At 37.5% G+C, this 15,562-nt stretch carries 10 protein-coding genes and 1 other annotated feature; of the genes, 9 read left to right on the forward strand and 1 reads right to left on the reverse strand.

Going from position 1 to position 15,562, the window contains the following annotated elements; genetic code table 11:
* Positions 1 to 32 precede the first annotated feature (32 nt).
* The 6 genes from FEZ13_RS19255 (at position 33) to dtd (ending at position 9,240) form a co-directional block, all read left to right on the forward strand.
* Complete coding sequence (locus FEZ13_RS19255; protein WP_186725722.1) at positions 33 to 170, forward strand: hypothetical protein; 138 nt, start codon at positions 33 to 35, stop codon at positions 168 to 170.
* A gap of 305 nt (positions 171 to 475) precedes the next feature.
* Complete coding sequence (locus tag FEZ13_RS01730; RefSeq protein ID WP_146551223.1) at positions 476 to 2,404, forward strand: S8 family peptidase; 1,929 nt, start codon at positions 476 to 478, stop codon at positions 2,402 to 2,404.
* Between the two features lie 495 nt (positions 2,405 to 2,899).
* On the forward strand, positions 2,900 to 5,245 hold the full coding sequence (recJ, locus tag FEZ13_RS01735; protein ID WP_146551224.1) for a single-stranded-DNA-specific exonuclease RecJ: 2,346 nt from the start codon (positions 2,900 to 2,902) through the stop codon (positions 5,243 to 5,245).
* 2 nt (positions 5,246 to 5,247) lie between these two features.
* On the forward strand, positions 5,248 to 5,760 hold the full coding sequence (locus FEZ13_RS01740) for an adenine phosphoribosyltransferase (RefSeq protein WP_146548190.1): 513 nt from the start codon (positions 5,248 to 5,250) through the stop codon (positions 5,758 to 5,760).
* A gap of 826 nt (positions 5,761 to 6,586) precedes the next feature.
* Positions 6,587 to 8,782 carry a RelA/SpoT family protein gene (locus tag FEZ13_RS01745; RefSeq protein WP_146551225.1) on the forward strand — a complete coding sequence of 732 codons (2,196 nt, stop codon included), beginning with the start codon at positions 6,587 to 6,589 and terminating at the stop codon, positions 8,780 to 8,782.
* A 17-nt stretch (positions 8,783 to 8,799) separates the two neighbouring features.
* Positions 8,800 to 9,240: a D-aminoacyl-tRNA deacylase gene (dtd, locus tag FEZ13_RS01750; protein ID WP_146551226.1), complete on the forward strand. Its 441-nt coding sequence runs from the start codon at positions 8,800 to 8,802 to the stop codon at positions 9,238 to 9,240.
* A 197-nt stretch (positions 9,241 to 9,437) separates the two neighbouring features.
* Here the strand turns inward: dtd and FEZ13_RS01755 are convergent, their stop codons facing one another.
* A complete protein-coding gene (locus FEZ13_RS01755; RefSeq protein WP_186725723.1) occupies positions 9,438 to 11,267 on the reverse strand; it encodes an SH3 domain-containing protein in 1,830 nt (609 codons plus the stop codon).
* 115 nt (positions 11,268 to 11,382) lie between these two features.
* Positions 11,383 to 11,620, forward strand: a binding site (T-box leader).
* Between the two features lie 345 nt (positions 11,621 to 11,965).
* On the opposite strand from FEZ13_RS01755, the gene hisS reads away from it, so the two are divergent.
* The 3 genes from hisS (at position 11,966) to FEZ13_RS19260 (ending at position 15,415) form a co-directional block, all read left to right on the forward strand.
* Positions 11,966 to 13,231 (forward strand): histidine--tRNA ligase, encoded by a 1,266-nt coding sequence (gene hisS / locus FEZ13_RS01760; RefSeq protein WP_146551228.1) that lies wholly within the window; start codon positions 11,966 to 11,968, stop codon positions 13,229 to 13,231.
* Positions 13,232 to 13,246: 15 nt separating this feature from the next.
* Positions 13,247 to 15,025 carry an aspartate--tRNA ligase gene (aspS, locus tag FEZ13_RS01765; protein ID WP_146551229.1) on the forward strand — a complete coding sequence of 593 codons (1,779 nt, stop codon included), beginning with the start codon at positions 13,247 to 13,249 and terminating at the stop codon, positions 15,023 to 15,025.
* A gap of 252 nt (positions 15,026 to 15,277) precedes the next feature.
* Positions 15,278 to 15,415 (forward strand): hypothetical protein, encoded by a 138-nt coding sequence (locus tag FEZ13_RS19260; RefSeq protein ID WP_186725724.1) that lies wholly within the window; start codon positions 15,278 to 15,280, stop codon positions 15,413 to 15,415.
* Positions 15,416 to 15,562: the final 147 nt, after the last annotated feature.

The following is a 15,562-nucleotide window of genomic DNA, read 5'->3' on the forward strand; positions in this document are numbered from 1 at the left end:
AGAGAGAAACGATAGATGGGGGCAATTGCCGCATGCGTCCGATTGGTTCGGGTAGGCAGGATGTTGGTCACTCAGGTGCTGCCACAGGACGTGGTGCTTTTCACTTCCGTTCCTCTAGTTCATTGGGGGATGAAGAAAACCCCCAATGGTGGAGTTTCACTTTAGCTTGATTTCTTGTGAACAGGCAGTGTTGAACCTCGACGACAAGATTCAATGAGCAACAGTCTGTGAAAGCTTGATTGGTTTAGCTAATACACAGAAAGAGAAAACCTCCCTACTGAGAGAAAATTCACTTTACGAAAAAATAACAATTGCCCCATTTAAAATGATAGCAAACTATAAAAAATATGATAATATAATAGAAGTATAAAGTACTATTAGAAAAGCAGGTGATAAGACTTAAGTATCAGTTTGGCGATTGTGTAAAATTTAGTGCGGTGGGATGTGCTAATTTATATAGAAAGCGGAGAAGCAAATGAATAATTTGATGAAATGGCTCACGACATTATTGACACCTTGTATTGTTTTTATTTTTTTACCATTGTTTGCCCACGCAGCAGACGAGCAGTATAACAATGTGATGGTTGTTTACAAAAATGATAGCGGGAAAGAACAGGTATTCAATCAGGCTACTAAGATTGAACATACATATGAAAATCTTCATACAATTGAAGGTACATTTACGAAAGAGGCAGTTGATGCCTTGAAAAAGGTGCCTGATATTCAAGTGGTCGAAAAAAATCCGACAACAGTGGAAACCAATAACACCACAAGCTCGCTTCTTACAACGATTACACCTAATTGGAATATTCAAGCTGTCAATGCGCAAAAAGCTTGGTCCTCCGGTTTAACAGGGAAAAACGTAAAAGTTGCAGTAGTTGATACGGGAGTTTCTATAAATCCTTTATTGCCAAATGTTGAGCGGCATTCTTTTGTAGATGACAATCCTAGAACTCGTATAGATGAAAGTTCACCGTATGATACGGAAGGGCATGGTACATTTGTTTCAGGCATTATTGCTGCTGGAGTAACGTCCAGTCAATTATATGGCAATATCGTCGGAGTTGCGCCGGATGTATCTTTATATAGTCTAAAAGTTTTTGAAAAAGATGGCGCAAGCATGGAATCTCTATTAAAAGCACTTGAATGGTCAATCGAAAATAACATTGATATTGTCAATATGTCACTCGGTACTACCGATGATGATCCTATTTTGAAGAATGCGGTCAAAATAGCTTACGATGCGGGTCTGACATTAGTTGCAGCCGCAGGAAATGATGGTGTGGGAAAAGACGTGGAATATCCTGCAAAATACGATGAAGTAATCGCGGTTTCTTCTTTGGACCAAAGTAATCAAATATCCTATTTTTCTAATACGGGCTCAAAAGTAGAATTTTCAGCACCTGGCAGTGATGTTTATTCTCTAGGGATATATGATGAATTTAGAGAAGATTCTGGAACCTCTTTTTCAACGCCACACGTGACAGGGTTTTTAGCTTTATTAAAACAGCAATATCCTGATTACACAAACAAGCAATTAAGAAAGGTCCTTCAAAATTATACAATGGATCTAGGGGCAAAAGGGAAAGATCCTTACTATGGTTATGGCTTGGTCAACTATGTTCAAACAACACCAGAAGATGTCCAAACACTTAAAGTCCGTAATGTATCCAGAACATCCGCAACTGTTTTCTATACACCAAAGGAAAATGGAGAAATTCCTACTGATAAATATCGAATATATGTTAATGATCAATTAATGGCTACAACTACAGATTTGAACTATGTTCTTCCCAATTTAAAAGAGGGTACGAAATATACCGTATTAGTTGAAGCGGTAAGTGCCAATAATGTTTCATCAGTAGGGAAGACAATTAGTTTTACAACATTAAAACCTACCGTAGAAGAACAATATATAGAAAATCATAAGAGCACCATTACAAGTTGGATGACTCGGTTAAAAAAGGGTCAATCGTTGACATTCCAAACACAATTTGTACCTTTATATTCGATAGCAGCAGGATTGACGACTTCACAAAAAAATATGGTAACGAATTATAGTAAAAAAATTAATCTCGTTGCTATTTCAGCAACGTCTTCATCCAGTTATATAAAGGCGACAAACTTAAAAAATATGAAAAGTAAAAAATCAACGACAATCACATTCGGAACAACTATAAAACCATCAACGCTTACTTCAAGCAAAATATCTATTATAAGTGCAGGTAAAAAAATAACAGGGTTCACACTCACAAAAGGGGCTAAAGGCAAGAACATTAAACTATCGACTAAAAAAACATTAGCAACCGGAAAATATACGATCTTTATAGATAATAAGGGCGTGAAAACTTCCAAAGGAAAATCTCTCTTAAAGCCGATTGCTATAAAATTTGAAGTGAAATAAGGTTTCTTTTGAGAAGAGACCTGCAAGAGTAAGAATATGGATTGAACAGCATAGATGAGATCTTAAAAGATGGACGAATTATTTAATTGAACTTTCTCGGTAGTGAGAACTCTGTATAAAACAGGGATTTTGCTACCGCGTTTTTTTGTCGATGTTGGACATAAATCGCTGTATGGAAAATACAATTTAAAAGGAGCAAATAAGTGGACGGAGAGAGCAAATAAATGGTCCGAGTTAGCGAATAAAACCTTCAAAGTAGCGAATAAAACCTTCAAAGTAGCGAATAAAACCTTCAAAGTAGCGAATAAATCCATCGAAAGAGCGAATAAACCACCAAAAGTAGCAAATAAACCTATCGAAAGAGCAAATAAATCCCCTCAATGGTTATCTATGAAGTTTCACTTGATCCATCCGCTATAATCATAGAAAGATAGTCTTCTACTTTCATTATCTAGCATATATTTTGTATAATGAATCTCATGAGGAAGTGACACAATGATAGCAACGGAAAAAAGATGGCGTATCAATCGCCCAGATGAACAGCTTGTGAAAGAATTTGTGGATGAACTTAAAATTTCTTCAATATCAGCTAAAATTTTAGTAGCACGCGGTTTCACAACAGTTGAAGCAGCCCGTGCTTTTTTAACGATTGATGAACAAACCATCCATGATCCATTTGAAATGTATGGTATGAAAGAAGCGGTTGATCGGATTCAAAAAGCCATACAAAATAGAGAAAAAATATTAGTATATGGGGATTATGATAGTGATGGAATTACCAGTACAACGGTTATGAAAACTGCTCTCCAAGATTTGGGGGCGGATGTATCTCATATGATTCCAAACCGATTCATTGATGGCTATGGACCGAGTGAACGTTTATTTAAACAGGCACATGAAGAGGGGTACCAACTTATCATCACTGTCGATAATGGGATTGCCGGGAACCATGAAGTGCAGGTAGCGAAAGAATTAGGAATGGATGTTATCGTTACAGACCACCATGAACCAGGGGAAATATTGCCCCCAGCCGATGTGATTATCCACCCAAGACATCCGGCTGGAAACTATCCATTTGGTGAGTTGGCAGGTGTTGGCGTCGCATTTAAAGTGGCACACGCCTTGTATGGTAAGTTGCCTAAGCATTTATTAGAGATTGCGGCAATTGGTACCGTAGCAGATTTAGTACCCCTTTTAGACGAAAATCGTTATCTTGTCAAAGCAGGATTAGAGGCACTGCAACATTCTACAAGGCCGGCTATTCAAGCGTTATGTAAAGTAGCAGGTGTCAATCAGCAAGAGATTGATGAAGAAACGATTGGCTTTGGCTTTGCACCAAGATTAAATGCATTAGGAAGATTGGGAGATGCGGCACCTGGTGTGGATTTTTTAATGGCACAAGATGCAGCGGAAGCAATGACGATGGCCAGCTCCTTAAACGAAAAAAATAAAGAACGCCAAGCAATGGTAACAAGTATTACAGAACAAGCTATTGCTATGATCGAAAATGATGAAGAAATTGGACATTCACAAGTACTAGTCATTGCAGGTGAAGGTTGGAATCCAGGAGTTGTTGGTATTGTTGCATCGAGACTTGTAGAAAAATACTATCGTCCAACGATTATTCTTTCTATAGATATCGAAAAAGGTGTAGCAAAAGGCTCTGCTCGAAGTATAGAAGGTTTCCATATGTATAAGGAGCTTGCTAAAAATAAAGATATTCTACTGGCTTTTGGAGGGCACCCAATGGCTGCTGGTATGACACTCGCAATGGAAGATATTGATGAATTGCGTTATCGTTTGGATCAGCAAGCAAGAGATTGTTTAACAGAAGATGCATTAACACCGGTGTTAGATATCGATATACCACTGACACTCGATGAAATCGATATAAATGCGATCGAAGATGTCCGTAAGCTAGCGCCCTTTGGTACAAGTTTTGCGAAGCCTGTCTATGCAATAGAAGATACATCTATTCGTTCCATGAAAAAAATCGGTGCCAATGAAGACCATATCAAGCTGCAAATCGTTTCAAATGATCAAGAATTAGATGTAGTAGGCTTTCATAAGGGCTATCTAGTTGATGAACTAACATATGGTATTCAAGTATTTTTTGCAGGTGATCTTCAAATCAATGAATGGAATGGCCGCAAAAAACCGCAGCTGCTGTTGCAGGATGCTCGAACGGATGAATGGCAATTATTCGATTTGAGAGGTATTAGGCAGGTTGCACGCTGGTTACAAACGATTCCACTTGAGGAGGTAACATTTATAGCTTTTAGGGAAATGACTGTAAATTATTATGACTCTTTAATTCCCCAAAAGATTCAAAGTTACTCTGAGGACATCTCAAATGAAAATTGCATGCCATATGTTGTATTATTAGATTTGCCCCCCAATGTTCGAATGCTGGAACAGCTATTAGAAAATGTAAGACCCAATCGAATTTATGCGCACTTTTATATGCCAGACTCTCACTATTTTGATGGAATGCCTACAAGGGAACAATTTGTATGGTATTATACTTTTTTGAGAAAACGGCGAATCTTTCAATTGCGTCAAAATTTAACTGAATTGGCCAAACATAAAGGCTGGAGTCGCGATATGCTTATTTTCATGACGCAGGTGTTTTTTGAACTTGGATTTGTTACAATAGATAATGGACTTGCGAAAATTGTTGATCATCCGCCTAAAAAAGAGTTAACAAGTGCGAAGATCTATCAACAACGTGCGCAACAAATGGCTTTAGAGCAAACTCTGCTGTATGCACCGTATAAGGATTTAAGAGAGTGGTTTGACCTTCGTTTAAACGGTCAATCGGTTTCTGAGGAGGAACAATAATAATGGATTTAAAACAATATGTGACGGTCGTAGAAGATTGGCCTAAAAAAGGCATCTCTTTCAAAGACATCACGACAATTATGGATAATGGAGAAGCGTATAAATATGCTACTGACCAAATCGTTGAATATGCTAAAAAAGTTGGTGCAGAATTGATTGTTGGTCCAGAAGCACGAGGATTTATCACAGGATGCCCAGTTGCTTATGCGCTTGGAATTGGTTTTGCCCCAGTTCGTAAACCAGGTAAATTACCGCGTGAAGTAGTTTCTGTAAGTTATGGTCTTGAATATGGGAAAGATACGTTAACGATGCATAAAGATGCTGTAAAAGCCGGTCAAAAAGTTTTAATCATAGATGATTTACTAGCCACTGGAGGTACCGTAGATGCTGCCATCCGTTTGGTTGAACAACTTGGTGGGGAAGTAGTGGGCTGTGCTTTTTTAATCGAACTAGAAGAATTACATGGTCGCGATAAGCTTCATGGCCACGATGTCTTAACATTAATGAAATACTAATGATAAAGTGAAGCTTCCATCAGTGAGAACACTGAAAAACTATAGAATCTCTATTTTCATTGATAAAAATCCGTCTTTTCTTTAATTTTATGAACTAAAAAAGATTATTTTTGTAATTTTTTTGAAGATGCATTGACTTTTTCAGTGGCCTCCCATCAGTGGGGGTTTTCTTCATCCCCTACTGAACTAGAAGAACTCAAGTTAAAAGCGCCACGTCCTGTGCAACACTTGAGGGACCAACATCCTGCTTGCACAAACCTATCGAATCTATGCGGCAGTTGATCCCCATCTATCTTTGTTTCTCTCTAAATCTTGAGAGGGGGGTCTTACTGCCCTTTAAAGCGGGATAAATGGCTATCTAAAAATTCATATACACTAGGTAAAATTTCGCCACACTTTTACAGGCAAAGCCGAGGGATAGGTCGCACTACGAACTTGTCATGGTTCTCGTGTTTTTTCTGTTAGAGTTTGCACAGAGCTTTACCTGTATTTCAAAAATAGCATGCTAAGTTTACGCTTAGCATACTATTTTTACTTTTAGCTTGCATAAACAGGCGGTGAATTCATGGATGGCAACCGGGGATTTGCTTAGCTTCTCGAGAAAGCAAAGCGGGCAATTTGTAGAGTGATTGGTTGAACATCTCTATTTTTGAGGATAAAATGGAATGATTAATACATTTAAATTCGTGGGATCTTATTGTCGAAGTTTCACGTAATTTGTCGAACTATTATTTTTTTTGAAGAATTAGCCTTTACAAATAGGCTCTTTTTTTAATACAATTAACGTTATACATAATCGGAAAATTATGAAATAGGGTGGGCTAACATGGCGAAAGATCAAGTGATGACAGTAGAAGAAGTATTCGCAATTCTAACATCGTATATGAATAGCGAACACGTTGCATTTGTAAAAAAAGCATATGAACTGGCAAAAGATGCACATAAAGAACAGTTCAGAAGTTCAGGAGAGCCATATATCTTACATCCTGTCCAAGTTGCCGGAATTTTGGCAGAGTTACAAATGGATCCGGAAACAGTTGCAGCGGGTTTTTTACATGATGTTGTAGAAGATACACCTGTCACACATGAAGACCTTGTCGAACAGTTCAATGAAGAAGTTGCAATGCTTGTAGATGGTGTTACGAAATTAGGAAAGATTAAATATAAGTCAAAAGCTGAGCAGCAGGCTGAAAATCATCGTAAAATGTTCGTAGCGATGGCACAGGATATCCGCGTTATCCTCATTAAATTAGCAGACCGATTACATAATATGAGAACGCTTAAACATTTACCAGTTGAAAAGCAGCGCCGTATCTCAAAAGAAACACTTGAAATCTTTGCTCCACTGGCACATCGTCTAGGAATGTCAGCTATTAAGTGGGAGTTAGAAGATACTGCACTCCGTTATTTAAATCCACAGCAATATTACCGCATCGTTAACCTTATGAAGCGTAAACGAGTAGAACGCGAAGATTATTTAAAATCAGTAATGGATGAAATTCACGTTCAACTTGATGACATCCATATCAATGCAGATTTATCTGGTCGTCCCAAACATATCTATAGTATTTACCGTAAAATGGTTTTGCAAAATAAGCAATTTAATGAAATCTACGACTTATTAGCTGTTCGTGTCATAGTAGACAGTATAAAAGATTGCTACGCAGTTCTCGGTATTATTCATACGCTTTGGAAGCCGATGCCTGGCCGTTTCAAAGATTATATTGCGATGCCAAAACAAAACCTTTATCAATCCCTTCATACAACTGTCATCGGACCATATGGAGATCCTCTTGAAGTCCAAATTCGCACAAAAGAAATGCATAAGATCGCTGAATATGGGGTCGCAGCACATTGGGCATATAAAGAAGGTAGAACCGTTGATAAAAATAAATCGAATATCGATAATAAGCTAACATGGTTCCGTGAAATTTTAGAATTCCAAAACGAATCATCTAATGCAGAAGAATTCATGGAATCACTGAAATTTGATTTATTTTCTGACATGGTTTATGTATTCTCTCCAAAAGGCGATGTGATCGAGTTGCCAGCAGGGTCAGTACCCATTGATTTTGCGTATCGAGTACACTCTGAAATTGGTAACAAAACAATTGGTGCTAAGGTAAATGGGAAAATGGTTCCTCTTGATACACCTTTAAAGACGGGCGATATTATAGAAATTATGACATCCAAGCAATCATTCGGTCCAAGCCGAGATTGGCTAAATATCGCACAATCTTCACAGGCCAAACATAAGATTAAGCAATTCTTTAAAAAACAATTACGTGAAGATAACGTTAATAAAGGCCGTGAAATGATTGAAAAAGAAATTGTTGAGCAGGGATATGATCCAAAAGAAATATTGACACCTGAAAACTTTAAACGAGTATGTGAAAAATTGAATTATGCGAATGACGATGATTTAGTCGCAGCCGTTGGATTTAACGGAATGACAGCACTCCAAGTCGTTAATCGCCTCGCCGAACGGGTAAGAAGACAACGTAGTCAAGAAGAAACAATAGAGAAAATTGCGAAAGAGATGAAAACACCTCCAAAGGAAAAAGTAACAGAGACAGGTGTGATTGTTAAAGGTTTGGACAACTTATTAATCCGTTTATCTCGTTGCTGTAATCCAGTACCAGGCGATGATATTGTTGGGTTTATCACCAAAGGTCGTGGTGTTTCAGTTCATCGTGCAGATTGTCCAAATATCCAAACATCAGAAAATCATGAACGATTGATCGAAGTTGAGTGGGGAAAGAATTTAGAACAAGAACATAAATTGTTCAATGTGGATATTGAAATTTCTGGCTTTGATCGTGTAGGTTTGTTAAACGAGGTCATACAGGTCGTCACTGAAACGAAAACACCAATTAGTGGCATTAGTGCACGGACGGATCGAGATAAAATTGCGACCATCAATTTGACTTTACAGATTAAGCATATTCAAAATCTTTATAAAGTAGTAGATCGTGTCAAACAAATTCCAGATGTCTATTCTGTACAACGTATTATGCATTAAGATTGGAGATTATATCAATGAGAGTAGTTCTGCAACGAAGCAAAGAAGCTTCCGTTACTGTCAATGGAAAGGTTACAGGGAAGATTGATCAGGGCTATGTGTTATTAGTTGGGATTACACATGGTGATACGAAAGATGATGCAGATTATCTGGCAAAGAAAATTGCAAAATTACGAATTTGGGAAGATGCAGAGGGCAAGATGAACCGCTCTATTAAAGAACATGGCGGTGACATTTTGTCAGTCTCCCAATTTACTTTGTATGCTGATACAAGAAAGGGCAATCGTCCAAGTTTTACAGATGCTGCCCGACCTGAAGAGGCTTTTGGTTTATGGGAATACTTTAACAGTACACTTCATGCACTAGGATTACATGTTGAAACGGGTGTCTTTGGTGCAATGATGGATGTCAAACTTACAAATGATGGACCTGTAACGATATTGCTGGAGTCGAAATAATGAAAAAACGTCTGATTAATGAGAAATCAGACGTTTTTTTCTCGTAAAGTAGTGAAACGTGCATTCATAATAGGACACATAGTCTAACAAATAAACTAGATGGTCAAGCCTAAGCTAAATTTGTATATTCAAAGACTTCAAATCTCTAAACAAAAACAACCATATCATTGAAGATATGGTTGTCCATTGTGTAGTGATTAGTCGCGACCATAGTAGTTTAAAAGTCCATTTACAACACCTTTAGCAACTGTTTCGCGATAATCATTACTATTCACTAGTTTGGCATCTGAAGTATTTGAAACAAAGCCAAGTTCTAATAATACAGATACAACAGAATTGTATCTTACTACATAGTAGTCCATTGCTTTGAGTTTGCGATCTTTATAATTCGGATATTCCTTTTTTATTGCATCTTTGATACCATCATGTATAGCATCTGCAAATTTCTTGCTGCTCACTTTAGCTGAAGTTGAATAATAGCTTTCATAACCCGTAGCAGAAGAAGGTCCCGAATTGTGATGTACGCTTATAAAGGCGTTTGCCCCTTTTTTTTTGGCGTATGCAGCACGTTGTTCTAATGATAAAAATTGATTGTCCGTTGTACGTGTCATGTACACGATACCGCCAACTTTTTCAATAGCAGATTGAATGGCTTTCGCTGCTTTTAAGTTGAGTGTTTTTTCAACTACATGATTGCCAGATGCTCCATTATCTTGCTTCCCATGTCCAGGATCAACAACAATCTTAATCCCTTTTAAAGTTCCTTTTACACTATTAGAAACAGTTGTAGTTGGTTTCTTTGTAGTGATTTTACTACTAGTAGTATTAGAAGAAATCCAGCCTTTTTGTTTGGAAGTATACTGAACTTCTACCCAATTATTGTTGGAGATACGTAGGATCTTAAAATAATTGCCCTTTGACGCTTTTCCAAGTGATGGAGCAGCAGTTGTTGGTAACGATCTTACGTTCAAACTACCGGAACGCATGACAAAATATTGTGTTTTAGATGGTTTCTTTGCTGTAAATGAGATATTAGTCGTTGAAGCAAAACCGTAGGATGTACTACCATTGATCCAACCTTTTTTATCATTATAATTTACATAAATCCACCCGTTGCTTGCTTGTTTCAAAATTTGAACTTTTGATTCAAAAGGTACGATTTGACCGAGAGATTTTGCATTCACACTGTAACTGTTTCGTATTGTCAGTCCAGTTGGTTCTGTTACATAATAGTAGGTTGTTTTTTTAGGTACAACAACGGTGATTGAACTAGTAGTTGGTTCTTTTACCTTTTGAGTGCCGTAATGGGTGGAAACCCAACCTTTTTTGCCAGTTTGATATGTAACTTCTACCCAATCATTACTTGCAATACGAGAAATGAGTAAAGATTCGTTTTTCTTTACATATGCCAGTAATTTAGACTTTGAATTTGGCTCTGAACGTACAGATAATGACTTTGCTGTAACGACAAAATATAAATTCTTTTTAGCGTTTGTAATTTTAGGTTTTGCTGTAGTAGCCTTTTTGGTGGAAACCGTAACATAAGTAGCACTTACCCACCCAGTTATACTAGAAGTTTTAATTTTAATCCAGCCATTTTTTTGTTGGATATATGTAGCAGTTTTTCCTTTGTTTAATTTTCCTAAAACCGTAGAATTAGTGGAATTAGATTTTCGAATATTTAGATTATCCGTTTTAGAAGTAACAATTTTGGAAGTAGTAGAAGCGGTCGAAACGGTTGTCTTGACAGTTTTTAAATATTCGGCTGATGCCCAACCTGTTTTGTTCTTATACTTCACTTGATACCATTTTCCACTTGCCTTTACTTTTACTAGGGTCGTATTTTTTTTAACAGTTGTTATGACCTTTGAACTAGTGCTAGGAGCCGTTCTTATATTTAGTGCGCTGGCAGTAACCTTTAATTTTGTGGAAGAGGCATGTGCTTTAGGAATTACTGCGAATATTGAAAAGACTAAAACGAGACAAAGTAAGACAATAGTCGCTGCATTTAGTTTTTTGGTATTCATATTTTTCCTCCTTTTTTCCATTGTAAGATGAAAAGAGATAAAAAACTATAAGTTTTTTTAAATAGTTGACATATTTTGCGAAAATGTTATGATATGAAGTAATCTTTATGATTATTAAATACCTATGACCAAGAAAGTAACAATCAAGTTGTACTTTTTAGAGAGGAAAAGACGTGGCTGAAATCTTTTCTATTGTACCGATATGTGAAAAACACTTGAGAGGTTTTTCTTCGAACGATTAGTGAGCTAGTAGGGGAAAACGGTATCGGCCGTTATCCGATTTGAGAGGATCTAGTATTAGCTAGATCAACTAGGGTGGAACCGCGGAAGCTTATATAGCTCTCGTCCCTTGCATTAAGCAAGGGGCGGGAGCTTTTTGTTTGCAGAAGATAGCATGCAGAGTCTTCAGAAACATTGAAAAGTTTGAATCAAAATGTTTTTTCAGTTTTCAACAGCAAGACTGAAACTAATTTATCCCGCATTAACGGGCAGTAATACTTCTCCTCAAAATTCAGCGAAAGCAAAGAAGGTAGGAGGGAGATCAACTGCCGCATGCGCCCGATTGATTCAACTAATCATCCGTGAGGGATGAAGAAAACCCTCACTGATTAAAGTTTTACTTTATGACAGTAGCTGTCGAAGCTTCATATCGCGTTCATCATCAGTGAAGACTGTTAAAAATAGAAAGGAGATTGTGTATGAGTTTTAAAGTACCTAGGGGCACCCAAGATATCTTGCCTGGTCAAACAGAAAAATGGCAAAAAGTTGAGGAAATCATTCGACATCTTTGCCATGTTTACCGTTACCAAGAAATTCGCACACCTATTTTTGAATCAACTGAGTTATTCCAACGTGGTGTTGGCGATACAACAGATATTGTGCAAAAGGAAATGTACACATTTGAGGATCGGGGAGGACGTTCCATAACACTTCGACCAGAAGGTACAGCCTCTGTCGTTCGTTCTTATGTTGAACATAAAATGTTTGGTCAACCTGATCAGCCAGTAAAATTATCTTACATGGGACCAATGTTCCGTTATGAACGCCAACAAGCTGGACGTTATCGACAATTCGTACAATTTGGCGTAGAAGCAATTGGTAGTAAAGATCCTGCAATTGATGCAGAAGTGATTGCGCTTGCGATGAATGTTTATGCAGCAGCTGGATTAAAAGATATAAAATTAGTGATTAATTCTCTAGGGGATCATGAAGTTCGAACAAAACACCGTGAAGCATTAGTGAAGCATTTTGAACCACATATTCATGAGTTTTGCCCAGACTGTCAATCACGTCTTAAAAAAAATCCACTTCGTATTTTAGATTGTAAAATGGATCGTGAACATCCATTAATGGCGACGGCACCTGCTTTAACAGACTATCTAAATGAAGGATCTGCAAGTTATTTTGACCAAGTGAAAAACTATTTAGATATACTTGGTATTTCGTATGAAGTAGATCCAAATTTAGTAAGAGGTTTGGATTACTATAATCATACTACCTTCGAAATTATGAGCACTGCTGAAGGATTGGGCGCGATCACCACTTTATGTGGTGGAGGTCGCTATAACGGTCTTGTTGAAGAAATTGGTGGACCTGAATCACCTGGTATTGGATTTGCTATGAGTATCGAACGTTTACTTTTAGCTTTAGAAGCTGAGGGGAAAGAGTTAAATACTGAAAATCAATTAGATGTGTTTATCGTTACGATGGATGCTGATTCGAAACGAAAAGCTGTAGAATTAGCAAGTTCTTTCCGTGCAAAAGGTATTTCTACAGAAATCGATTATTCAAACCGTAAAATGAAAGCACAAATGAAAGCAGCTGACCGCCAAGGTGCTAAATGGGTGATTGTACTTGGCGAACAAGAGCTAGCTGAAAATGTTGCAAGCGTTAAAAATATGGAATCAGGTAACCAAGAAAAAATACCATTCCATGATTTAGTAAATTATTTACAAACACATTAACTGGAGGAATTATACATGGCAACACGCACACATGAATGTGGAGTTTTGCGCGCTGAAAATGTTGGCGAGCGCGTCGTATTAAAAGGTTGGGTACAATACCGTCGTGACTTCGGTGGTTTAATCTTTATCGATTTACGTGACCGTACTGGTTTAACACAAGTCGTGTTCACACCAGAAAACTCTCAAGAAGCACTAGATCTTGCAGATTCATTCCGTAGTGAATACGTAATTGAAGTAGAAGGTGAAGTACGCCCTCGTACACCTGAAATGGTTAACCCTAATTTAGACACTGGTATGATCGAAGTGTACGTTGATAAAGTAACATTGATCAACAAAGCAAAAACACCACCATTCCAAATTGAAGACCGTATCCAAGTAAACGAAGATTTACGTTTAAAATACCGTTATTTAGATTTACGTCGCCCTGTAATGTACAAAACGTTTAAATTACGTTCTGACGTAACAAAAGTAGTACGTAACTTCTTACAAGATGAAGGATTTTTAGAAGTAGAAACACCGATTCTAACAAAATCAACTCCAGAAGGTGCACGTGACTATCTTGTACCATCACGTGTGCATGAAGGCGAATTTTATGCTCTTCCACAATCACCACAATTGTTTAAACAATTATTGATGGTTTCTGGATTTGAAAAGTACTTCCAAATCGCTCGTTGTTTCCGTGATGAAGACTTGCGAGCTGATCGCCAACCTGAATTTACTCAAATCGATATGGAAATGAGCTTTTTAACACAAGAAGAGATTCTTGATATTAATGAACGCCTAATCCAAAAAGTGATGAAAGAAATTAAAGGCATCGATATCCCACGTCCATTCCAACGTATGAAATATGACGAAGCGATGGCACGTTTCGGTTCAGATAAACCAGATGTTCGTTTTGGTTTAGAGTTAATCGATTTAACAGATGTTGTTGGTGGTTGCAGCTTTAAAGTATTCGCACAAACCGTTGAAGCTGGCAACCAAGTAAAAGGTCTTAATATTAAAGGGGCTAATGATAAATACTCTCGTAAAGATTTAGACGAATTGACAAAATTCGTTGGTCGTTACGGTGCAAAAGGTCTTGCTTGGATCAAAGTAACTGAAGAAGGGCTTACGGGTCCTATCGGTAAGTTCTTCCAAGATGACTACGGCAAAAAATTAGTTGAACGTATGAAAGCAGAACCAGGTGATACATTAGTATTCGTAGCAGATAAAAAATCTGTTGTGGCAGATTCGCTTGGTGCTCTTCGTAAAAAATTAGGAAAAGAATTAGAATTGATTGATGAATCTCAATTCGCCTTTTTATGGATTACAGATTGGCCATTATTGGAATACTCAGAAGAAGAAGGACGTTATACAGCAGCTCACCATCCATTCACTCGTCCGTTTGATGAAGATCTCGAAAAAATGGAAACAGCTCCTGGCGAAGTTCGTGCTCAAGCTTATGATATCGTTTTGAATGGTTATGAACTAGGCGGTGGTTCTCTTCGTATCTACGAAAAAGACCTTCAAGAAAAAATGTTCAAAGTACTTGGCTTCACCCAAGAACAAGCACAGGAACAATTCGGTTTCTTGATGGATGCCTTTGAATATGGTGTTCCGCCACATGGTGGTTTAGCATTCGGTCTTGACCGTTTCATCATGCTATTAGCTGGGCGCGATAACTTACGCGATACCATTGCATTTCCGAAAACAGCATCTGCAAGCTGCTTGTTGACAGATGCCCCAAGCTCAGTAGCAACAGCTCAGTTAGACGACTTACACATCCGTACAAAGACATTAGCTGACGAAAACTAAAAGGGTAATATTTTGTTTAAGGAAAGGTAAAGTATAGATTATTTACATTCCTGACTATATTTTGCGGATTGTCTATATGGGATTAGTAAAGAGGAGCCAAAGAAGGATGATTCAATATTCTTGGCTCCTCTTTTTGTATAGTTGAATCGAATGGCTGTTTTTAAAAATGACTTTATAATTCAGGCTCTTATTGTTGAAGTGCTTGGATTGTTATATTATTATGACAATAATTTTAGAAAAGGACTGGAATGAATGGAATTAATAGTAGGCATAACGCTTATCATAATCGTTTTCTTATCAAGTAGTATTATTGAAAAAAACTTAAAAGATGTGAAAAAGCAAAATGAAACAATCATTGAGATTTTAAAAGAATGGAGCAAAAGATCTTAGTTACTAATTATGAAAGAAGCGAATAAAAAGTTATTTAAGTCGTAGTAATGAGGATATTTCTTCTTTATCCCGCTGTCCCCCACCTCAAGATTTAGAGAGAAACGAGAAAGATAGATGGGGGATCAACTGACGCATGCGTCCGATTGG

The organism is Rummeliibacillus sp. SL167 (assembly GCF_007896505.1).
GTDB lineage: Bacteria > Bacillota > Bacilli > Bacillales_A > Planococcaceae > Rummeliibacillus > Rummeliibacillus suwonensis.